The 20,224-nt window shown below is 65.7% G+C and carries 23 protein-coding genes; 15 read left to right on the top strand and 8 right to left on the bottom strand.

Going from position 1 to position 20,224, the window contains the following annotated elements:
• Positions 1–18: 18 nt before the first annotated feature.
• Positions 19–720 (top strand): RluA family pseudouridine synthase, encoded by a 702-nt coding sequence (locus tag J6525_RS15110; protein ID WP_176937062.1) that lies wholly within the window; start codon positions 19–21, stop codon positions 718–720.
• Positions 721–824: 104 nt separating this feature from the next.
• Positions 825–1,964 carry a DUF2336 domain-containing protein gene (locus tag J6525_RS15115; RefSeq protein ID WP_092087024.1) on the top strand — a complete coding sequence of 380 codons (1,140 nt, stop codon included), beginning with the start codon at positions 825–827 and terminating at the stop codon, positions 1,962–1,964.
• 261 nt (positions 1,965–2,225) lie between these two features.
• On the opposite strand, the gene mtaB is transcribed toward J6525_RS15115, so the two are convergent.
• Together mtaB and dapF are read right to left on the bottom strand one after the other, a co-directional pair.
• The gene (gene mtaB / locus J6525_RS15120) at positions 2,226–3,500 is read right to left on the bottom strand and encodes a tRNA (N(6)-L-threonylcarbamoyladenosine(37)-C(2))-methylthiotransferase MtaB (protein ID WP_225645273.1); all 1,275 of its coding nucleotides are present in this window, start codon (positions 3,498–3,500) and stop codon (positions 2,226–2,228) included.
• Positions 3,501–3,518: 18 nt separating this feature from the next.
• Positions 3,519–4,403, bottom strand: coding sequence for a diaminopimelate epimerase (gene dapF / locus J6525_RS15125; RefSeq protein ID WP_225645274.1), 885 nt, complete (start codon positions 4,401–4,403; stop codon positions 3,519–3,521).
• A 183-nt stretch (positions 4,404–4,586) separates the two neighbouring features.
• Here dapF and J6525_RS15130 point away from each other — a divergent pair, with 183 nt between their 5' ends.
• Positions 4,587–5,297, top strand: a complete 711-nt coding sequence (locus J6525_RS15130) for a GyrI-like domain-containing protein (protein WP_028340834.1) — start codon at positions 4,587–4,589, stop codon at positions 5,295–5,297.
• Between the two features lie 5 nt (positions 5,298–5,302).
• Complete coding sequence (locus J6525_RS15135; protein ID WP_225645275.1) at positions 5,303–6,043, top strand: SIMPL domain-containing protein; 741 nt, start codon at positions 5,303–5,305, stop codon at positions 6,041–6,043.
• A 248-nt stretch (positions 6,044–6,291) separates the two neighbouring features.
• Here J6525_RS15135 and J6525_RS15140 read toward each other — a convergent pair whose 3' ends face one another.
• Positions 6,292–7,356: an MBL fold metallo-hydrolase gene (locus tag J6525_RS15140; protein ID WP_225645276.1), complete on the bottom strand. Its 1,065-nt coding sequence runs from the start codon at positions 7,354–7,356 to the stop codon at positions 6,292–6,294.
• Between the two features lie 426 nt (positions 7,357–7,782).
• On the opposite strand from J6525_RS15140, the gene ffh reads away from it, so the two are divergent.
• The 3 genes from ffh (at position 7,783) to rimM (ending at position 10,343) form a co-directional block, all read left to right on the top strand.
• Entirely contained in the window at positions 7,783–9,330 is a 1,548-nt protein-coding gene (ffh, locus tag J6525_RS15145; RefSeq protein ID WP_225645277.1) for a signal recognition particle protein, read from the top strand.
• Between the two features lie 140 nt (positions 9,331–9,470).
• A complete protein-coding gene (gene rpsP / locus J6525_RS15150; RefSeq protein WP_016847621.1) occupies positions 9,471–9,803 on the top strand; it encodes a 30S ribosomal protein S16 in 333 nt (110 codons plus the stop codon).
• Positions 9,804–9,821: 18 nt separating this feature from the next.
• Positions 9,822–10,343 (top strand): ribosome maturation factor RimM, encoded by a 522-nt coding sequence (gene rimM / locus J6525_RS15155; protein WP_225163579.1) that lies wholly within the window; start codon positions 9,822–9,824, stop codon positions 10,341–10,343.
• 13 nt (positions 10,344–10,356) lie between these two features.
• Here rimM and gcvA read toward each other — a convergent pair whose 3' ends face one another.
• Positions 10,357–11,268, bottom strand: coding sequence for a transcriptional regulator GcvA (gene gcvA, locus J6525_RS15160; RefSeq protein ID WP_225163580.1), 912 nt, complete (start codon positions 11,266–11,268; stop codon positions 10,357–10,359).
• A 171-nt stretch (positions 11,269–11,439) separates the two neighbouring features.
• Between gcvA and J6525_RS15165 the strand changes: the two genes are divergently transcribed.
• The 6 genes from J6525_RS15165 to J6525_RS15190 all read left to right on the top strand — a co-directional run bounded on the left by J6525_RS15165 (position 11,440) and on the right by J6525_RS15190 (position 17,262).
• Complete coding sequence (locus tag J6525_RS15165; protein WP_225645278.1) at positions 11,440–12,639, top strand: MFS transporter; 1,200 nt, start codon at positions 11,440–11,442, stop codon at positions 12,637–12,639.
• Positions 12,640–12,772: 133 nt separating this feature from the next.
• Positions 12,773–13,855, top strand: coding sequence for a quinone oxidoreductase family protein (locus J6525_RS15170; RefSeq protein WP_225645279.1), 1,083 nt, complete (start codon positions 12,773–12,775; stop codon positions 13,853–13,855).
• Between the two features lie 9 nt (positions 13,856–13,864).
• Complete coding sequence (trmD, locus tag J6525_RS15175; RefSeq protein WP_092086995.1) at positions 13,865–14,626, top strand: tRNA (guanosine(37)-N1)-methyltransferase TrmD; 762 nt, start codon at positions 13,865–13,867, stop codon at positions 14,624–14,626.
• Positions 14,627–14,735: 109 nt separating this feature from the next.
• Positions 14,736–15,116, top strand: coding sequence for a 50S ribosomal protein L19 (gene rplS / locus J6525_RS15180; RefSeq protein ID WP_018269387.1), 381 nt, complete (start codon positions 14,736–14,738; stop codon positions 15,114–15,116).
• A gap of 359 nt (positions 15,117–15,475) precedes the next feature.
• Positions 15,476–16,882, top strand: a complete 1,407-nt coding sequence (gene leuC, locus J6525_RS15185; protein WP_057020948.1) for a 3-isopropylmalate dehydratase large subunit — start codon at positions 15,476–15,478, stop codon at positions 16,880–16,882.
• 170 nt (positions 16,883–17,052) lie between these two features.
• Positions 17,053–17,262, top strand: a complete 210-nt coding sequence (locus J6525_RS15190; RefSeq protein ID WP_016847629.1) for a hypothetical protein — start codon at positions 17,053–17,055, stop codon at positions 17,260–17,262.
• A 116-nt stretch (positions 17,263–17,378) separates the two neighbouring features.
• Here J6525_RS15190 and J6525_RS15195 read toward each other — a convergent pair whose 3' ends face one another.
• On the bottom strand, positions 17,379–18,020 hold the full coding sequence (locus J6525_RS15195) for a hypothetical protein (RefSeq protein WP_225645280.1): 642 nt from the start codon (positions 18,018–18,020) through the stop codon (positions 17,379–17,381).
• A gap of 158 nt (positions 18,021–18,178) precedes the next feature.
• Between J6525_RS15195 and J6525_RS15200 the strand changes: the two genes are divergently transcribed.
• Positions 18,179–18,472 carry a DUF1330 domain-containing protein gene (locus J6525_RS15200; protein WP_016847630.1) on the top strand — a complete coding sequence of 98 codons (294 nt, stop codon included), beginning with the start codon at positions 18,179–18,181 and terminating at the stop codon, positions 18,470–18,472.
• A 77-nt stretch (positions 18,473–18,549) separates the two neighbouring features.
• On the opposite strand, the gene J6525_RS15205 is transcribed toward J6525_RS15200, so the two are convergent.
• Together J6525_RS15205 and J6525_RS15210 are read right to left on the bottom strand one after the other, a co-directional pair.
• Positions 18,550–18,876 (bottom strand): hypothetical protein, encoded by a 327-nt coding sequence (locus J6525_RS15205; protein WP_225645281.1) that lies wholly within the window; start codon positions 18,874–18,876, stop codon positions 18,550–18,552.
• Between the two features lie 127 nt (positions 18,877–19,003).
• Positions 19,004–19,237, bottom strand: coding sequence for a Slp family lipoprotein (locus J6525_RS15210; protein WP_016847632.1), 234 nt, complete (start codon positions 19,235–19,237; stop codon positions 19,004–19,006).
• Between the two features lie 220 nt (positions 19,238–19,457).
• On the opposite strand from J6525_RS15210, the gene J6525_RS15215 reads away from it, so the two are divergent.
• The gene (locus J6525_RS15215) at positions 19,458–19,796 is read left to right on the top strand and encodes a hypothetical protein (protein ID WP_225645282.1); all 339 of its coding nucleotides are present in this window, start codon (positions 19,458–19,460) and stop codon (positions 19,794–19,796) included.
• Here the strand turns inward: J6525_RS15215 and J6525_RS15220 are convergent.
• The gene (locus J6525_RS15220) at positions 19,793–20,119 is read right to left on the bottom strand and encodes a hypothetical protein (protein ID WP_225645283.1); all 327 of its coding nucleotides are present in this window, start codon (positions 20,117–20,119) and stop codon (positions 19,793–19,795) included. The genes J6525_RS15215 and J6525_RS15220 overlap by 4 nt on opposite strands.
• Between the last annotated feature and the right edge of the window lie 105 nt (positions 20,120–20,224).

The following is a 20,224-nucleotide window of genomic DNA, read 5'->3' on the forward strand; positions in this document are numbered from 1 at the left end:
AACGAAAGTCTCGACGAATTGATCGATGTTCCCCAATTGACTGCGGAAGAAATCCTGGGCCGGGTGCTCCACCGCGACGGGTTGATGCTGGTGATCGACAAGCCGGCCGGCCTGCCGGTGCATCGCGGTCCCAAGGGCGGCCCCAATCTGGAGGCCTCGTTCGACGCGCTGCGGTTCGGCCTGCCGCGGCCGCCGGTGCTGGCACATCGGCTCGACAAGGACACCTCGGGCTGCCTCGTCCTGGGACGTCACCGCAAGGCAACCGCCTCGCTCGGGCTGTTGTTCAAGCACAGCAAGATCTCGAAGACCTATTGGACCGTGGTCGAGGGCGGCCCTGCCGAGGATGAAGGCACCATCGACATGCCGCTCGGCCGGCTCAACGCCGAGCGCGGCTGGTGGCAGAAGCCGGACCCGGATGGCCAGAAGGCGATCACCAACTGGAAGGTGCTGGGGCGTGGCGACGGCCTCACCTGGCTCGCGATGGAGCCGGTCACCGGCCGCACCCATCAGCTGCGGGTGCATTCGGCGGCGATGGGCTGGCCGATCGTCGGCGACAATATCTATGGCAATGGTCCGCGCTTCGGTGAGCCGACCCTGCATCTGCATTCCCGCGAGATCGGCATCCCGATCTCCAGGAACAAGGACCCGGTGCATGTGGTCGCGCCGGCACCCGAACACATGCGGGAGCGGCTCAGGGCCTGCGGCTGGAACGGGCAGTAGCCTCCGTGATTTTACGGAGAATTATCCTTTACGGAACATTCAGGCCCATCCGCTAGTCCTGAAGGCGGCTTAGAAAAGCGCGCCGCGACGGCTCAGGACGAGCAATGCTGAATGATGGACAAGCAATTGTCGACGAGGTCGAGGCTGCGATACGCGCCGGCTCCGCCGATAAATGCCTGGCCACGGCAAGGCGTGTCACCAGCCTTTTCCTCGCATCCGCCGGCAAGTTCAACAGCGAACAGATCGAGCTGTTCGACAACGTGCTCGAGCGTCTGGTGAAGACCATCGAGTTGCGCGCGCTCGCCGACATCAGCGCCCGGATGGCGCTCACCGACATCAGCGAGCAGCTCGCACCGGTCGCCCAGGCACCGCCCGCGATCATTCGCCGTCTCGCCGGCAATGACGAGATCAGGATCGCGCGGCCGATCCTGCAGGAATCGTCGCGGCTCAGCGCGGACGATTTGGTCGAGATCGCACGGACCAAGAGCGAGCAGCATCTGCTCGCCGTCTCCGGCCGCTGGTGGCTGAAGGAGGTCGTCACTGACGCGCTTCTGGCGCGTCGCTTTGCGAGCGTGAGCCACCGCCTGGTCACCAATCCCGGCGCCAAAGTATCGCCGGGCGGATTTGCCGTCATCCTCGCGCAGGCCGAGCACGATCCGGTGCTTGCGGTCGAGACCGGCATTCGCGCGGACCTGCCGTCGGAGCTCCGCCTTCAGCTCCTGCGCCGCGCGACGGAAGAGGTTCGCGGCCGTCTGCTGGAACGCGCCCCGCCCTATCTATTCGAAGAAATCCGGCATGCGATCGCAGCGGTCGCCGCCGGCGTCGAGCGCGACATGTCGCAAGTCCGCGACTTCACCGCGGCCAAGCACCACGTCGCGAAGCTGAAGGACGATGGCGAGCTCAACGAAGCCTCACTGCTCGGTTTCGCCAGGCAGCGAAAATATGAAGAGACCATCGTTGCGCTGGCGTATCTTGCGCAGTCGAACATCGAGGTGATCCGCTCCCTGATGCAAAGCCTGCGCAGTGAAGGCCTGCTGGTGCCGTGCCGGGCGGCAGGCCTGAGTTGGGAGACCGCCGCCGCGGTGATGGAATGTCGCTATACCACCGGCTCCATGGGACCGGTCGAGCTCGCCCATGCGAAGAGCCAGTTCACGAAATTGACCCGCGAAAACGCCGATCGCCTGCTGCGGTTCTGGCAGGTTCGCGCGTCGCAGCCGGCAAGGCTGGGCGGGCGCACGCACTGAGTGCGTCATGCACGATGCGCATGCAGAGATTCAACCTGTCAAATAGCTCGTCCAGTATCCTCACCTGCGAAATGCAGGTGATCCGCTGGTCCGGAGGCGCCATGCGCGGCTCCCCACTTTCGTCGTCCTGGCGAAAAGCCAGGACCCATAACCACCGCATTCGGTGACCGTGCGAGATCGCGGCCCCAGCTTCGCGCAGCAATTGAGATCTGCGGTAAAGGGCCCCGGCCTGCGCCGGGACGACAATGGGAGCGAACTTTCTCAGCGGCCCGATGCAATGAGCCGCGCACCGTCATGGCCGCGGATAGTCATCGCGCGCACCATGCCCGGCGCATCTCTCTCGATCGCGACCGGCAGGAAATGCTCGGTGCGGCCTTGCCGCTCGCTCTCGATCAGCACCTCGCGTGTCGCGCCGACTTCCGCATCAAGCCGGCGCAGCAGCGCGGCTTCGCCGGCCGCGCGCAGCCGCCTGGCGCGCTCCTTGATAGCCCCGCCGGCAACTTGCGGCATTCGCGCGGCGGGCGTTCCCGGGCGCTGCGAATAGGGAAACACGTGCAGGAAGGTGAGATCGCATTCCGCGACCAGATCGAGCGAGCGCGCAAACATCTCTTCGGATTCGGTCGGGAAGCCCGCGATGATGTCGGCGCCGAGGGCGATGTCCGGCCGCAGCCGGCGGACCTGCGCGCAGAAATCGATCGCGTCCTGGCGTGAATGCCGGCGCTTCATCCGCTTCAGGATCATGTCGTCGCCGGACTGCAACGACAGATGCAGATGCGGCATCAGCCGCGCATCGTCGGCGATGACATCGAGCAGGTCGCGATCCGCCTCGATCGAATCGATCGACGAGATGCGCAGCCGCTTCAGCTCGGGCACATGGCGCAGGATCTGCCGGGTCAACTGGCCGAGTTTCGGCGCGCCCGGCAGGTCGGCGCCATAGCTCGTGAGATCGACGCCAGTCAGCACGATCTCGGCATGGCCGCGTTCGACCAGCGCGCGGACCTGATCGACCACCGCGCCCATCGGCACCGAGCGCGAATTGCCGCGTCCGTAGGGAATGATGCAGAAGGTGCAGCGATGATCGCAGCCGTTCTGCACCTGCACGAACACGCGAGGCAGGCCGCGCTCGAAGCCGTCGAGCAGATGCGGCGCCATCTCGGTCACCGCCATGATGTCGGCGACCGCGACCTTCTCGCTCGCATCGATGCCGAACGGCGCCTCGAACGCAGCGCGCGTGGCCTGCCAGGCGTCGCCACGCATCTTCTCGTCATTGCCGACGACACGGTCGACCTCGGCCATCTCGGCGAACATCCGGCTTTGCGTCTGCGCCGCACAGCCGGTGACGACGATGCGCGCATGCGGGCGTTCGCGTTTCAACTTGCGGATCGACTGCCGCGCCTGCGCCACCGCCTCGTTGGTGACGGCGCAACTGTTGATGACGATGGTGTCGGTGAGCCCCGACTGCTCGGCCTCGCGGCGAATCACCTCGGACTCAAATGCGTTGAGGCGGCAGCCAAAGGTGACGACATCGACGCCCATAACCGATCTCACGCCCGATCAAGCAACGCTGGCGAACAGCGCCGGATCGAAGCGGCCCTCATACTCGAAATCGGCGGTGCCGGTCATCAGCACGTGATCGTCGCGCTCGCGCCACTCGATGCCGAGCTTGCCGCCGGGCAGTGTGATCTCGACGCTGCGGTTGGCACGCTTCAGCCGCGCCGCCGCGACCGCCGTCGCGCAGGCCGCCGAGCCGCACGCTTTGGTGAGACCGGCGCCGCGTTCCCAGGTGCGGATCGTGATGTGGTCGCGATCGACGATATGGGCGAGCGTGATGTTGGCACGCTCCGGGAAGATCGGGTGGTTTTCCAGCAGCGGGCCGAAACGTTCGAGGTCGTAGGCATTGACGTCGTCGACCCAGAAGATCGCATGCGGATTGCCCATCGAGACCACCGAGGGCGAGTGCAGCACCGGATTGTCGATCGGACCGACCTGCAGCTCGATGTAGCGGGTGTCACGAAATTCCTCAGCCAGCGGAATGTCCTGCCAGCCGAACTTCGGCGCGCCCATGTCGACGGTGTAGAGATCGGGCGCCGGCCCCTGCCAGCAATTGAGCAGGCCGGCGCGGGTCTGGAACGTCGCTGATGTCTGGCCGGTCTTCTCGAAAATCCGCCGCACCACGCAGCGCATGCCGTTGCCGCAGGCGCCGGCCTCCGAGCCGTCATTGTTGTAGATCGAGATGAAGGCTTCGGTGCCGTCGAGCCGCGGCGGCTGCAGCACCATCAGCTGGTCATAGGGCACACCGGCCGGCGAAGCCACGGCGCGCGCCTCCGCCGCCGACACCTGCGCCCGACCTTGTGCCTCTGAATCGCGCAGGTCGACGACGACGATCTCGTTGCCGATGCCGTTCATCTTGGCGAATGCGTGATTGGCGAGCGCGCTCATCGATTTTCCCAAATTCTGCCCGGTTATATGGCGAGTGGTGGCCAGTTAGCCAGCCTGAATGGCCCCATGACACATCTGTCATGGGACGAATGCAGAACTTGCGTGTTAGGAATATCGCACCTCGCGGACCGCGCGCCGGGACAGATCGAGCGGCCGTTCGAGGAAGGGGATGGAGAAAAACCAATGAACCGTATCAACACGCTCCGCGCGGCCCTGGTCGCGCTGCTGCCCTTGGCCGCGATCGCACTGGCAAGCCCGGCCCCTGCCCAGTCGCCGTCAGCCTCGCCCGCTCCCGCAGCGAGCCCGAGCCCGACCCCTGCCCCTGCACCGTCGGCGACACCGGTGCCCCCGCCGGCCGAGACCAAGTCGCCGGCCGACAGCCCGGCCGCAGCGCAGACCCCGGCGCCGGCGCCGGCAGCCCCGGTGCAGACCGCCGACCCCTTCGGCGAGCCGTTCACGCTGGAGCCGAAAAAGGTCGTGATGCTGAAGGGCACCGCCAATTGGGACTCCGCCTTCGACGCGCTGATCGAGGCGTTCAAGCAGCTCACCGCGCTGCTCGACAAGGACGGTGTCAAGGCAGCGGGCAATCCGATGATCGTCTACACCTCGACTGACGACACCGGCTTCACCTTCATCGCCGAGATCCCGGTCGATCAGGACGTCAAGAACCTCGGCAAGAACATGAGCATGGGCAATTCGCCTGACGGCAAGGCGCTGAAGTTCGTCCATCGCGGTTCCTACGACAACATGGACAACACCTATGAGGCGATCACCAACCACCTCGACGACAAGAAGCTCGAAGCCAAGGACACCTTTATCGAGGAATACATCACCGATCCGCTGAAGACCGCGGAGGACAAGCTTGTGATCAACGTCTACGTACCCCTGAAGTGAGCCAGATGACCCATCGCCTACCGCTTGGCCTCCCCGTTGGCCTCTCCTTCGCCGCCACCCTGATCGCGACCACGCTGCTGGCTGCGCCCGCACTCGCGAATGACGACTTTCCGCCGGCGATTTCGGTCACCGGCGAGGCGACCGTGTCGGCGCCGCCCGACCAGGCGCAGCTCGACGCCGGCGTCACCACCGACGCCAAGACCGCACGCGAAGCCGCCGAAGCCAACAATGTGACGATGGGCAAGGTGCTGGCCGCGCTGAAGGGCGCCGGGATCGCGGAGAAAGACTTTCAGACCTCGCGGCTGTCGCTGCAGCCGCAATTCGCCAATCGTGGGCCGTCGTCGCCGAACGCCCCGCCCAGCATCGTCGGCTACCACGCGAGCAATCGCGTCACGATCAGGCTGCACGATGTGAGCAAGGTCGCCAGCGTCATCGACGTGCTGGTCGGCGCCGGCGCCAATGATATCGGCGGGCTCAATTTCTCGGTGTCGCAGGCCTCGAAACTGCTCGACGAGGCGCGCGAGAAGGCGATCGCCGATGCCCGCCGCAAGGCCGAGATCTACGCCAAGGCCGCCGGCGTCACGCTCGGCGCACCCGTGAATATTGCGGAGGTCGGCTCGGCGCCGGTACCGGTGTTCCGTCCCAAGATGGCGACGGCCGGCTTCGCCGCGCCGACGCCGGTGGCGCAAGGCGAGGAAACGCTGACGGTCAATGTCAGCGTCTCCTGGGCGATCAAGGAGAAGTAAGAGGCTACAAATCTCTCGTCTCCTTCCCCCTGAAAGGGGGAAGGTCGGGATGGGGGTCAGCCGCAGGCTCCGCTGCAAGTGGAGGGAGCAGATCCCCACCCGCTTTGCTCTGACGAGCAAAGCGACCTCCCCTTTTCAAGGGGAGGTGAAATCGTAGCCCGGATGAAGCGCAGCGCAATCCGGGGCCGACTTCTCCGCGGATGGACTTTCCCGGATTACGCTGCGCTTCATCCGGGCTACTTATCGCTCTAAATCTCGAACACCTGCCCGGGCTTCAACGCGACAAACTTCTCGCGCGGCACGCTCGCTGCGTCGAGCGCTTCGCCAAGCGCGATCGCGGGCGCGTCGATTGCCTCGTCGGTCAACTGGAATGTGCCGTGGTGATGCGCCAGCGCCTGGGCGGCGCCACAATCGGCCAGCGCCTTCACCGCATCCTCCGGGTTCATGTGCTGGTCGCGCATGAACCAGCGCGGCTCATAGGCGCCGATCGGCAGGATCGCGAGCCGCAACGGTCCATGCGCCTCGGCCACCCGGCGGAAATGGCCCCCGTCGCCGTAGCCGGAATCGCCGACGATGTAGAGCTTGCCGGCCGGCGTCTCCAAAACAAAACTCGCCCACAGCGCCTTGTTGCGATCGAACAGGCCGCGCGCCGACCAGTGCCGCGTCGGCACCAGTGTCGCGGCAAGGCCATTGCCGAGCTCGACGCGCTGATGCCAGTCGAACGCCTCGGCTTTGATCGCCGCATCGGACGTACGCATCGTGACGTCGTTGCCGAGCGGCGTGATCACGCGAGGACCAAATGCACCCGCAAGTTTCGACAGCGTCGCGACGTCGAGATGGTCGTAGTGGCCGTGCGACACCAGCACGACATCAATCCTGGGCAGTTTATCGAATGCGATGCCGGGATCGTTGTGCCGCTTCGGCCCGGCGAAGCTGAACGGTGAGGCACGCATCGACCAGACCGGATCGAACAGGATGTTGAGGCCCGCGGCCTGGATCAGCCAGCTGGCATGACCGACGAAGCAGAGCCGCACCTTGTCGCCATCCACACGGGGCGGCGGCGTATCGGCATGGGGGCTCGGCGCCCATTCCGGCCAGACCGCGCGCTTCCGGCCGCCCCCGAACTGCCAGCGCAGCACCTCACCAAGCGATTTCGGCGGCGAGCCGTCCGGATCGAAGAAGTGCAGGCCGTCGAAATGATCGGACACGGGGCCGTCGTAGGTTTTCATGGCAGTCATCCAGATCGAGGGCACACCGATCGCCGCGGCGGCTCCGGTCAAGGTTGCGAGAAGGCGGCGGCGGGTGATCAGCACGCGGGTTCCGGAATAGGAGGCAGGCTCCGGTTATATGGGTGGCAGCGGCGAATTCGGAACCAATAGGGCAAATCGACGTGATTTCAGTACCTTACGGTCGATACTGAGCGGATTTCAGCGAAACTTTCCTTGACTTTGCCGCCCCGGCAGCGTTTAACGCGGCCACTTTCTCGGAAAGCTCCGTCTTTTCGACCCGCCGACTGGTCCTGGAGGCCAGAGGCCAACGCCCGACAGCGCGATGCGCCCTCGGGCGCAAAAGTGTTTGGATTTCCTTCTCCCTCGCCCCGCTCTTGCGGGGAGAGGGTCGGGGTGAGGAGCTCTCTCCGCGCACTGTGCGTGTGGATAGCCCTGTACCCCTTCACCCGCCGCGCAAATGCGCGGCGACCTCTCCCCTCAGGCGGGGAGAGGTAAAAGAGGACAACGGCATTGTTCGACAATCTGTCGGAACGGCTTGGTGGCATTCTCGATCGTCTGACGGGGCGCGGTGCGCTGACCGAAAAGGACGTCGATGCCGCAATGCGCGAGGTGCGCCGCGCGCTGCTCGAGGCCGACGTCGCGCTCGAGGTGGTCCGCAGCTTCATCGACCGGGTCCGCGAGCAGGCGATCGGCGCCACCGTCGTCAAGTCGGTGACGCCGGGCCAGATGGTGGTGAAGATCGTCCATGACGAGCTCGTCGCCACACTCGGTTCCGACGGCCAGACCATCGATATCAACTCGGTGCCACCGGTGCCGATCATGATGGTCGGTCTGCAAGGCTCCGGTAAGACCACCACCACCGCAAAGCTCGCGCGCCGCATGGTCCAGCGCGACAAGCGCAAGGTGCTGATGGCCTCGCTCGACGTCTACCGCCCGGCGGCGATGGAGCAGCTCGCGGTGCTCGGCCGCGACCTCGACATTCCGACGCTGCCGATCGTCGCCGGCCAGATGCCGCCGCAGATCGCAAGGCGCGCGTTGGAGGCCGGCAAGCTCGGCGGCTACGACGTCGTGCTGCTCGACACCGCCGGCCGCACCACGCTCGACGAAGACATGATGAAGGAGGCGGCCGAGATCAAAGCCGCCGCCAACCCGCACGAAGTGCTGCTGGTCGCGGACAGCCTCACCGGCCAGGACGCGGTCAACCTCGCGCGCTCGTTCGACGAGCGCGTCGGCCTCACCGGCATCGTGCTGACGCGCGTCGACGGCGACGGCCGCGGCGGCGCCGCGCTGTCGATGCGCGCCGTCACCGGCAAGCCGATCAAGCTGATCGGCACCGGCGAAAAGACCGACGCGCTGGAAGACTTCCATCCGAACCGCATCGCCGGCCGCATCCTCGGCATGGGCGACGTCGTCTCGCTGGTCGAGAAGGCCGCCGCCAATATCGACGCCGAGAAGGCCGCGCGCACCGCCGAGCGCATGCGCAAGGGTCAGTTCGACCTCAACGACATGCGCGAGCAGCTGCAGCAGATGGCCAATATGGGCGGCATCGGCGGCCTGATGGGCATGATGCCCGGCATCTCCAAGATGAAGAACCAGATCGCGGCGGCCGGCATCGACGACAAGATCTTGAAGCGCCAGATCGCGATCATCGACTCGATGACGCGGCAGGAGCGCAAGAACCCGGACATCCTGAAGGCGAGCCGCAAGAAGCGCATCGCGGCGGGCGCCGGCCAGAGCGTCGAGCACGTCAACAAGCTGCTGAAGATGCACCGGAACATGGCCGACATGATGAAGGCCATGGGCAGCGGCAAGCGCGGCCCGCTTGCCGGCATCGCGCAGGCGATGGGATTCGGCGGTGGCATGAAGCCGCCTTCGGCCGAGGAGATGAAGGCGCTCGCCGAGAAGATGCAGGGCGGCGCCGGCGGCGGCCTGCCCAATCTGCCGAAGGATTTGCCGCCCGGGCTGCGCGGCGGCCTGCCGAACGTGCCGGGCCTGACTGGCCTTTCCGGCAAGCCGATGCTGCCGGGCCTCGGCGGCTTCCCGGGCAAGAAAAAATGACCCTCTTTCGTCATTGCGAGCGCAGCGAAGCAATCCATCTCACCGCGCGCGGAGACATGGATTGCTTCGTCGCTTCGCTCCTCGCAATGACGGCGTAACTGACCAACACAGACTTTGAACCAACACTTAAGGAGAACTGAATGTCCGTTGTTATCCGCCTCGCTCGCGCAGGCACCAAGAAGCGTCCCGTCTATCACGTCGTCGTCGCCGACTCGCGCTTCCCGCGCGATGGCCGCTTCATCGAGCGTCTCGGCCACTTCAATCCGCTGCTGCCGAAGGACAACGAGTCGCGCCTGAAGCTCGACATGGACAAGGTGAAGGCCTGGCTCGCCAAGGGCGCGCAGCCGTCGGATCGCGTCACCCGCTTCCTCGACGCCGCCGGCGTCAAGAAGCGCGCGCCGCGCAACAACCCGGAAAAGGCCGTGCCGCGCAAGGAGCGCAAGGCGCAGGCCGAAGCCGCCGCCAAGGCTTAAGGCTGAACGGCGACCACGGTGGCTGCACCGGTCTGTGTCGCCCGTATCGGCGCTGCGCATGGCGTGCGCGGCGCCGTCAGGCTTTGGACCTTCACCGAAGATCCGCTGGCCGTGAAGGACTACGGTCCGCTGATGACCAAGGACGGCACGCGCCAGTTCGAGGTCACGCATGTGCGTGAAGCCAAGGACCATCTGGTGGTGACGCTGAAGGGCGTCGCCAGCCGCGATGATGCCGAACGGCTCAACGGGCTCGAGCTCTACGTTCCGCGCGACCGGCTGCCGGACACCGACGACGGCGAATACTACCACACCGATCTGATCGGGCTCGCCGCGGTGACGACGACGGAGCAGCCGCTCGGCAAGGTGATCGCGATCCATAATTTCGGCGCCGGCGACATCATCGAGATCGCCCCGCCGCAGGGCGCGACGATGCTGCTGCCGTTCACCAATGCCGTGGTGCCGACTGTCGATCTCGACGGCGGCCGCGTGGTGATCGACCTGCCCAAGGAAATCGACGGCGACGATCCGTCGGCCGCCTGACCGAGAATAATTTTCAACCCGTCATCCGGCCCTGCTGCTCGAGCCAGTCGCAGAACACCGCGCTGTGCGGATCGTTGCTGCGGCCCGCCGGAAAATACGCGAAGTAGCTCCGCGCCGGCAGGCTGACATCCGGAAACGGCGTTACCAGGCGCCCGGCCGCGAGATCATCCGCGATCAGCGCGGTCGGTCCCATCGCGACGCCGAGACTGTCGAGCGCGGCCTGGATCGTCAGATAGAAGTGATCGAAGGTCAGCGCGGCCGCCGGCTCCAGCGCGGATTGCCCGGCCTCGGTGAGCCAGTCGCGCCACAGCCGCGGCATCGACGTGACATGCAGCAGCGTGTGCCTGGAGAGGTCCGCGATCTCATTGAGCGGCAGCTGCGCCAATAGCGACGGACTGCACACCGGCAATCTCCGCTCCGACACCAGGAAGCGCGACGAGAAGCCGTGGAAGGTGTCGGGGCCACCGCGGATCACGACGTCGAATGATTCAGACAACGCATCCACCGGATCGTTCGACGTGCTCAGGCGTACCTCGATATCCGGATGCTCGGCGCGAAACCGGCTCATCCGCGGCAGCAGCCAGCGCAGGCTGAAGGTCGCGAGCGCATTGACGCGCAACACCGCGACCGCCAGATCGCCGCGCCGCTCGCGATGCTGCTGCACGGCGGCGGAAATCCGGTCGAGCGCGGGCGCGAACTCTGCCAGCAATGCCGCGCCTGCCGGCGTCAGCACCACGCGCCGCACCGATCGCCGAAACAGCGACGGCGCCCCCAGCCATTCCTCGAGCAGGCGGATCTGCTGACTGACCGCGCCATGGGTCACGCTGAGCTCAGCGGCGGCTTCCTTGAAGCTGCCTAGCCGGGCGGCGGCCTCGAAGGCACGCACCGCATTGAGCGGCGGCAGGCTGCGGCGTGGGACGAACATGATCCCTCAATACAAGATTTTCTAACGCATGATCCGATTATTACTGATTTGTGACAAGCGCCTTGGCGGCGCATACTGCCATGCAAGCTCCTTGTATAGCTTTCTTTTCTGAGGTCCCCTCCTGATGCTCGCCCGCGCAATCTTTAGATTTTCTTGCATTGGAGGGCGGCAATGAGCGTGTCGGCCGAAACCGGCACGACGCGGCCCGACCGTGCCCGGTCAACCCGCACCCTGACCGTGACCGGGCTCAACCACGCCCTCCACGACGGCTACACCGACGTCATCTACGTGCTGCTGCCGGTCTGGCAGGCCGAATTCGCGCTGAGCTACGGCCTGCTGGCGCTGCTGCGCGGGCTCTATGCCGGCGCCATGGCCGGGCTGCAGATTCCGGTCGGACGCATCGCGGAGCGGATCGACGGCAAGGTGATCCTGATCGCGGGCACGGCGCTGTCGGCAGTCGGCTACGCGTTTGCTGGATTCTCCGGCGGCGTCATTGGCCTCGGCCTGGCGCTCGCGCTCTCCGGCGCGGGGTCGAGCACGCAGCATCCGATCGCGTCCGCCGCGGTGTCGCGCGCCTACGGCACGGCGGCGCGCGGGCCGCTCGGGATCTACAATTTCTCGGGCGATCTCGGCAAGGCGGCGATCCCGGCCCTGACCTCGATCCTGCTGGTGATCATGTCATGGCGGCACACGCTGCTCGTGCTCGCTCTCGCAGGCTTGCTCGTCGCGGTCTGCATTGCGCTCTGGATGCCGGCCGTCGGCAAGGGCGCCGAGCACAAGGCGACATCAGCATCGCGCGGCGCCAGCACAGGCGGCGGCTTTCGCTGGCTGCTCGCGATCGGAATTCTCGACACCGCGGTCAGGATGGGCTTTCTCACCTTCCTGCCGTTCCTGTTGCGCGACAAGGGCGCTTCGCTGCCGACCAACGGCCTTGCGCTGGCGCTGGTCTTCGTCGGCGGCGCCGCGGGCAAGTTCACCTGCGGCTGGCTCGGCGAGCGGGTCGGCACGCTGCGCACCGTGCTGATCACCGAAGGCGGCACGGCGGCGCTGATCGCAGCCGTGCTGGCGCTGCCGTTGGCACCCGCCATCATGCTGCTGCCGCTGCTCGGCGTGATGCTCAACGGCACCTCCTCGGTGCTCTATGGCACGGTGCCCGAGCTCACCCCCGCGCATCAGACCGAGCGCGCCTTCGCGCTGTTCTATACCGGAACGATCGGATCGGGCGCGATCGCGCCTGTTATCTACGGCCTGCTTGGCGACGCGCTCGGCCCGACGCTCGCCACCGCTGCGACCGCGCTCACGGCGCTGGCGATCTGTCCGCTCGCGGTGGCCCTCGCGCGGCATCTCGCTGACGATCCGAAGGCGGCGTGACACAAATGGGTTTGGCTTGTAGCCCGGATGAAGCGCAGCGCAATCCGGGACCGCTCCTCATCGCTGGCACGATTCCCGGATTGCGCTTCGCTCCATCCGGGCTACTTAAGCAGTGGTGTCACGGAGCATCCCAATGACAAGCACGCACAAGGCCTGGCGGCTGCACACCCACAATGATCTCCGCTTCGAGGATGTCGCAACGCCTGGGCCTGCGCCCGACGGCGTCGTGGTGCGGATCGAGGCCGGCATGGTGCTGTCCTACACCAACAAGCTTCTGTCCGGCGCGCTGCCCTACAGCCTGCCGCCGATGCCGTTCGTGCCGGGCACCAACGCGATCGCACGCGTCGTCGCCACCGGCGACAACGTCACGCATGTGCGGGGCGGCGACCGCGTATTTCTCAGCCCGCATCTGCGCGGCGACGTGCCGGATCGCGATCCGCCGCAGATCCTGATCGGCCTCACCGCCACGGTGACGACGCCGGAGGCGTTCGCGTTGCAGGCGCGCTGGCGCGACGGCGTATTTGCCGAGATCGCGCACTGGCCGGCCGCCTGCGTCACACCGCTCGCCAATCTCGACGACAAGCCGGCGACCGAGCTGATCGGGCTCGCCAAACTGATCGTGCCGTTCGGCGGATTGCAGCGGTCCGGCCTGCGCGGCGGACAGACCATCATCGTCAACGGCGCGACCGGCTATTTCGGTTCGGGCGGCGTGATGCTCGCGGTCGCGATGGGCGCGGGCCGCGTCGTCGCCGTCGGCCGCAAGGAGGCCGCGCTCGAGCAATTGCGCGACGCGTTCGGCCCGCGCGTCATTCCCGCCGTCGTCAGCGGCGATGCCGCAGCCGACCTTGCGGTCATCCGCCGCGCCGCCGGCGGCACCGCCGATGTCGCGCTTGATCTGCTCGGCGCCGCCAAGAGCACCTCGACCACACTGTCCTGTCTGCGCGCGCTCAGGCGTGGCGGCCGGATGGTGCTGATGGGCAGCGCCGAGGTGCCGCTCGAACTCTCGTTCCGCGAGATGCTGGCGAATGACTGGGAGGTGGTCGGGCAGTTCATGTACGACCGCACGGCACCAGGCCAGCTCGCCGGCCTCGCCGCCGAAGGCCTGCTGGACCTGCGCAAGATCAACGTCGCGACCTTCAAGCTTGCCGACTTCCGCCGCGCAGTGGATGCGGCCGCGATGATGCAGAGCCTCGACCTCACGGCCGTGGTGCCGTAACCAGAGGCCATGACATCGCAAGACACCACAGCCCAGGCGACACCATGGCGCGCCACCGTGCTGACCCTATTCCCGGACATGTTTCCGGGACCGCTCGGCGTGAGTCTGGCCGGCAAGGCGCTGGCAGGCGGACTCTGGGCGCTGGAAGCGCGCGACATCCGGACCTCGGCGACCGACAAGCACCGCAGCGTCGACGACACGCCGGCGGGCGGCGGCCCGGGCATGGTGCTGCGGGCCGATGTGCTGGCGGCGGCGATCGACGCCGCCGATATCGCGCCTGACCGTCCGCGCCTGCTGATGAGTCCGCGCGGTCGGCCATTGACCCAGACCCAGGTCGCGGAGCTGGCGGTTGGGCCGGGCCCCCTCATCGTCTGCGGCCGCTTCGAAGGCATCGACCAGCGGGTGATCGAGGCCCGGGGCCTCGAGGAGGTCTCGATCGGCGATTATGTGCTGTCCGGCGGCGAAATCGCCGCGATGGCCCTGATCGACGCCTGCGTCCGCCTGTTGCCGGGGGTGATGGGCAAGCAGGCCTCGGGAACCGAGGAAAGCTTTTCCGAAGGACTACTGGAATACCCCCAATACACCCGCCCGCAGGAGTTCGAGGGCAAGCCAATCCCGGAAATCCTGATTTCCGGCGATCACGCCAAGGTCGCGGCCTGGCGACTGGCCCAGTCCGAGGCCCTGACGGCGGCCCGGCGGCCTGATCTCTGGGCCCGCAAGGCCGGCCAAAAAGCCGCTCGGCGAGGGACAAAAAACAAGACAGACGGGTGACAAACCCTGCGCTTTGCCTTATACGGGCGGCCAAATCCGCACCCGCGCAGGATAGATGGACGTTTGCGCAGCCCGCGAAAGGCTGGGCGCGCCGCCGATGGAGATTTCAATGAACCTTATTCAGCAGCTCGAAAAAGAGCAGTTCGACAAGCTCGCCGCCACCAAGGATATCCCGGAATTCGGACCCGGCGACACCGTCATCGTCAACGTGAAGGTGGTCGAAGGCGAGCGTACCCGCGTGCAGGCCTATGAGGGCGTTTGCATCGGTCGTTCCGGCCAGGGCCTCAACGAGAGCTTCACCGTGCGCAAGATCTCCTACGGCGAAGGCGTCGAGCGCGTCTTCCCGGTGATGTCGCCGATGATCGACTCGATCAAGGTCGTGCGTCGCGGCAAGGTTCGTCGCGCCAAGCTCTATTACCTGCGCAACCTGCGCGGCAAGTCGGCCCGCATCGTCGAGAAGCAGGACCGCCAGACCGCCGTCGGCGAGTAACGTTTCCCTCAGGAGATGTGACCGAAAGCGCGGGGCCTGCCCCGCGCTTTTTTGTTGCGGCATACCTATCTGACGTGCAGGCCCGCGCATGGATCGATTGTCGTGGGCGCGAGCCCTGTGTTAGAAATTTAGAATGGTTCCGGATCGAGCAAGCCAGCGCTGTCCAAGTCAGACCTGCAAGTGCGTCGTGATCGACGATCGCTCGCGGCTGCCCGGCCGCTTCTTCGGGCGCTTTGCGACGTCGGCAACATCAGAGCTTAGACGCGCAGCGTAACGCTGCCTCGACGCTTTCGCCTGTCCGCGCGCTTAAGACGCGCTCATGCCATTCCAACACTAAATTTCTTCTGGAGCTGAAGCTCATGTCCAAACCGACAACGCTGTACGACAAGATCTGGAACGACCATCTGGTCCACGAGGCCGACGACGGCACCTGCCTGCTCTATATCGATCGCCACCTGGTGCACGAGGTGACCTCGCCGCAGGCGTTCGAAGGGCTGCGCGCCGCCGGCCGCAAGGTGCACGCGCCCGAGAAGACACTCGCCGTCGTCGACCATAACATCCCGACCACCGACCGCTCGAAGCCGAACCCCGATCCTGAAAGCATCGAGCAGATGCGGGTGATGGCGGAGAACGCCAAGGAATTCGGCATCGAGTATTACAACGAGTTCGACAAGCGCCAGGGCATCGTTCATGTCATCGGTCCGGAGCAGGGTTTTACGCTGCCCGGCACCACCATCGTCTGCGGTGACAGCCACACCTCGACGCATGGCGCGTTCGGCGCGCTCGCGCACGGCATCGGCACCTCCGAGGTCGAGCATGTGCTGGCGACGCAGACGCTGATCCAGAAGAAGGCCAAGAACATGCGCGCGATCGTCGACGGCAAATTGCCCGAAGGCGTGACCGGCAAGGACATCATCCTGGCGATCATCGGCGAGATCGGCACCGCCGGCGGCACCGGCTATGTGCTGGAATATGCCGGCGAGGCGATCCGTGCGCTCTCGATGGAAGGCCGCATGACGGTCTGCAACATGTCGATCGAAGGCGGCGCGCGCGCCGGCCTGGTTGCGCCCGACCAGAAGGCGTTCGACTTCCTGCGCGGCCGCCCGAAGGCGCCAAAGGGCGCCGCCTGGGATGCGGCGATGCGCTACTGGGAGACGCTGCGCTCCGACGAGGGCGCGCATTTCGACCACGAGATCCGGCTCGACGCGGCCAAGCTGCCGCCGATCGTCACCTGGGGCACGAGCCCTGAGGACGTCATCTCGGTGACCGGCTTCGTGCCCGATCCCGACAAGATCGCCGATGAGGCCAAGCGCATCTCCAAGCATCGCGCGCTGAAATATATGGGCCTGACCGCCGGTACGAAGATCACCGATATCAAGCTCGACCGTGTCTTCATCGGTTCCTGCACCAACGGCCGTATCGAGGACCTGCGTGCCGCCGCGAAGATCGCCGAGGGCAAAACCGTCAACGGCAACGTCAACGCGATGATCGTGCCGGGCTCGGGCATTGTGAAGGAGCAGGCGGAAGCCGAAGGCCTCGACAAGATCTTCATTGCGGCCGGCTTCGACTGGCGCGAGCCGGGCTGCTCGATGTGCCTTGCGATGAACCCGGACAAGCTGAAGCCGGAAGAGCGCTGCGCCTCGACCTCGAACCGCAACTTCGAGGGCCGCCAGGGCTTCAAGGGCCGCACCCATCTGGTGTCGCCCGCGATGGCCGCGGCCGCCGCGATCGCCGGCCACTTCGTCGACGTCCGCGACTGGCGGTAAGGCAAGCGTCAGATTCTTTTTTGACGCGTTTTCTTCACGCGAACCGGGACACTTCGCTCGAAAACGCTATTGCTTCGTCTCAAGCTCGAGCCGTTTCGGAAACGGCTCGTTAACGGGGCGCACGCACACTGCCTCCTTGCGAAAACAAGCCTTCGCAAGGAGCGCGTGCCGTGGCCGATAAACCCGAATTCGTCGACATGATCAGCGACGCGACGCGCCAGAAGCGCCGTCGTGCCGTGGCGCGCATCATCGATCCGCTTCCCGAGGTGAAGGAAACCTCGCGCCTCAGCCACTGGCCGCCGGAGCGCTGGACGCAATGGCGGATGGAAAACCTGACGCCGTGGAAGATAAAGTCCTGGAAGCTGAAGAACTGGGACTAACGCCCCTTTCTTGACGCGTTTTCTTCACGCGAAGCGGCGCTCGAACACGCTCCAGCGCGCAAAGAAAGGGACCCAACAAGACGGGCGCCGTGAGGCGCCCGCTGTCATTTCAGACTTTACCAATAGACCCGGTACGGCCGCCAGTAGTGGCGGTGGTGCCACCACGGCCGGCAGATCCGGCGCGGTCCGTAATAGGTCCAGACCACCCGGCAACGGCGGTGATGATAATAGGCCGGGTAATAGTAGGACGATCCGTAGAAGAAGCGCCGGTGATGGAAGTGCCGGCGGTAATAGGGCCGATAGCCGTAGCGGTAACCGCCGCCGTAGAAGCGGTGGTAGCCACCATAATGGCGATGGAAGCCGCCATAGCGATAGCCGCCATGGAACGCCGGCGCGGCGCGGAAGCCACCACCATGGAAGCCACGGCCGTGAAATCCGCCGCCGTGGAAGCCACCGCCGCGAAACCCGCCACCGCGAAAGCCGCCACCGCGAAACCCGCCGCCGCGAAACCCGCCGCCGCGAAACCCGCCACCGCGGAAGCCGCCGCCATGAAATCCGCCGCCGCCGTGGCCGCCACCGCCATGCCGGACCTGGGTCGTCATGGCATCGGCCGCAGACTTTGCCGCGGGCGCGGCGCCCGGGCTCACCAGCGACAGCGCTTCGGCGCGCTGCTGCGAAGCGACCGACAATGCGAAGACCGCGGCCGCCACAACGCCGAGACGGCGCACCAATCCGCGCCGCAAATAGCTCTCCCTCATCTCTGAACCTCCCTGACAACGGCAATGAGCACCACCCTGCTCGGCAGCCGGCTTCATTGCGTTCATTGCAGTCGCTCCCGGCATGACGCTAAAAATCGCTGAGTGAATGCGCCATGAACGCGCAAAACGCTGCGGCGAAACGTCCGGGAGAAACGTCAGTGACTGTCTATGTGATCGTGCAACTCAAGATGACCGATCGCGCCGCCTATGATCGGTATCAGGCGCGCTTCTTCGACGTATTCAGGAAATTCAACGGACGCCTGCTGTCGGCCGACGAACAGCCCGCGGTGCTCGAGGGCAGCTGGGATCGCGACAAGCTGGTGCTGATGTCATTCCCTGACGAAGCCGCATTCCGTGCCTGGTCGGAGTCGCCCGAATATGTCGAGATCTCCAGGGATCGCAAGGCGGGTGCGCAAGGCATTGTGCTGCTGGCGAAGGGCTTCGCGCCCTGAGGCGGACGGAGCAGCTCCGATCGGAGAGCTGCTCTCTTGTTGCACCGCTGATGTCGCGCCTGGCGCGACTGCGCGCATTACCAGAACGGGCCGAACCCGAAGCCGAAGGTGAATGGCGCCGGCGCGGCATAGGGGTACGGCCGATAGTAATAGGGCCGCCCGTAATAATAGGAGCCGTACGGCCGATAATAGGAATAGGGCCGGTAGTACGGCCGGTAGCCGTAGTGATAGTGGCGACGATGGTAATGGTGATGATGGCGCTGCGCGCTGATATCCGTTGCCTTGCCTGCTTGCCGCTGCGGTGCCGCGGCCTGCGGCGTGGCTGATGCCGCGGCGGTTGCCGATGCCGGCGCTGTCAACGCGAATGCACACGCGACAGCCGCAACACCGATCCATCTCATCATGATCAACTCCTACAGATTGCGATGGATGTCATCTCGCGTGGGCGAATCTGCCGGTTTGATGGCTGAGAATGACAACAGGCCCGCTGCTCACGGGCCTGTGTCTCAACTGCGCTAATACGCCGCGCGATCAACGGCGCCAGTGGCGACGATGCCCCCAGCCGCGGTGATGTCCACGATGCCAGCCACGATGCCAGCCGCGCCCGCCCCAGCGTACCTGCGTGGTCGTCTGGTTCGCATTGTCCTGAACCGTAGCGGCTGTGCCCGGCGTGGCGAGCGACATCGCGCTTGCACGCTCGGCCGGTGCCGCCAACACCAACACGGCACCGACAGCCGCGAGCCCCAGAACCTTCATCGCCTTCATGAATTGTCTCCTTGATCCCTTGATGTCACGTCTTGCAACGACGACTTGAACTTCTGCTTGACGCGTTCTCCTCACGCGAACCGGAGCCTGTCCTGCATCACGCGCGGGACAGGCTCCGCTGGAAAACGCTTCAGCTTTCGAATCGACGCCGTTGCCGCGACGCAGATCGCTAGCAGAATGCGGGCGACGTGAATGGGAAGTGAATGACTGCGCCACGAACATGAATGCTGCCGGCGCAATCAGGTTCCAGCACTGCGCGCGATTTTTCGCGTTCGTGTGCAAACGACATAGACGATGGTCGTATCTCGCCTTCCGTTTGTTGCAGGAGATTGCCGTGACACGAACAAGCCCACGCAGATCGATGCTTCGAACAGCCCTCGCGCTCTGCGGTTCCATCATGCTCGGCGATGTCGCGCTCGCCTCGCAAGGACCGGGCGACGACATCGGCACCGCAAGCCATCGCACGAGGATGCTGATGGCGGCGGCGGTCTATGGGGCGACAGGATTGATTGCGGCTGTTGCGATGATCGGCACGGCGCGCCGACATACGCATAACTAGCCCGGCCGCCAGAAGCAGTTCATGCGCGGCGTGATCACGGTACCGCTCGGCCGGTGCTCCTGCACATAGGTCGCGGTGCAGTCGCGCACGGCGTTCGGACCGGGGTTGTAGCGCGGGATGACATCGGGTTCCCAATGATCGGGCCGGGACCGGTAGATCGGCACCCGCTTCAGCCGGCGGCGCTCGACGACGCGCGTGCGCGCGATCGGTGCCGCCTCGCCGACGCGCGCCTCAGCCGCCGCGCTCTGAGCCTGCGCCTCTGTCGCCGGGAGCGAGAGCCCGACTGCTACAGCCAACAGCGCTGCCGCCACGATCCGTTTCATTACGCCCACCCAAGCTCGATTCTTGAGCCCCATTCGTGGGCGGCACGGTCTCCCATTGCGCCGCCAAGGTCAACTGCGCTGGCGCCGCCGATAGCACTCGCGCTA

This window comes from Bradyrhizobium australafricanum (assembly GCF_020329495.1).
Lineage (GTDB): Bacteria > Pseudomonadota > Alphaproteobacteria > Rhizobiales > Xanthobacteraceae > Bradyrhizobium > Bradyrhizobium australafricanum.

Coding starts and splice junctions, on each gene's coding strand:
- J6525_RS15115 (WP_092087024.1), top strand. CDS start 825: ATGCTGAATGATGGACAAGCAATTGTCGACGAGGTCGAGGCTGCGATA.
- mtaB (WP_225645273.1), bottom strand. CDS start 3,500: ATGGGCGTCGATGTCGTCACCTTTGGCTGCCGCCTCAACGCATTTGAG.
- dapF (WP_225645274.1), bottom strand. CDS start 4,403: ATGAGCGCGCTCGCCAATCACGCATTCGCCAAGATGAACGGCATCGGC.
- J6525_RS15130 (WP_028340834.1), top strand. CDS start 4,587: ATGAACCGTATCAACACGCTCCGCGCGGCCCTGGTCGCGCTGCTGCCC.
- J6525_RS15135 (WP_225645275.1), top strand. CDS start 5,303: ATGACCCATCGCCTACCGCTTGGCCTCCCCGTTGGCCTCTCCTTCGCC.
- rpsP (WP_016847621.1), top strand. CDS start 9,471: ATGTCCGTTGTTATCCGCCTCGCTCGCGCAGGCACCAAGAAGCGTCCC.
- gcvA (WP_225163580.1), bottom strand. CDS start 11,268: ATGTTCGTCCCACGCCGCAGCCTGCCGCCGCTCAATGCGGTGCGTGCC.
- J6525_RS15165 (WP_225645278.1), top strand. CDS start 11,440: ATGAGCGTGTCGGCCGAAACCGGCACGACGCGGCCCGACCGTGCCCGG.
- J6525_RS15170 (WP_225645279.1), top strand. CDS start 12,773: ATGACAAGCACGCACAAGGCCTGGCGGCTGCACACCCACAATGATCTC.
- trmD (WP_092086995.1), top strand. CDS start 13,865: ATGACATCGCAAGACACCACAGCCCAGGCGACACCATGGCGCGCCACC.
- rplS (WP_018269387.1), top strand. CDS start 14,736: ATGAACCTTATTCAGCAGCTCGAAAAAGAGCAGTTCGACAAGCTCGCC.
- leuC (WP_057020948.1), top strand. CDS start 15,476: ATGTCCAAACCGACAACGCTGTACGACAAGATCTGGAACGACCATCTG.
- J6525_RS15195 (WP_225645280.1), bottom strand. CDS start 18,020: ATGAGGGAGAGCTATTTGCGGCGCGGATTGGTGCGCCGTCTCGGCGTT.
- J6525_RS15205 (WP_225645281.1), bottom strand. CDS start 18,876: ATGATGAGATGGATCGGTGTTGCGGCTGTCGCGTGTGCATTCGCGTTG.
- J6525_RS15210 (WP_016847632.1), bottom strand. CDS start 19,237: ATGAAGGCGATGAAGGTTCTGGGGCTCGCGGCTGTCGGTGCCGTGTTG.
- J6525_RS15215 (WP_225645282.1), top strand. CDS start 19,458: ATGAATGCTGCCGGCGCAATCAGGTTCCAGCACTGCGCGCGATTTTTC.
- J6525_RS15220 (WP_225645283.1), bottom strand. CDS start 20,119: ATGAAACGGATCGTGGCGGCAGCGCTGTTGGCTGTAGCAGTCGGGCTC.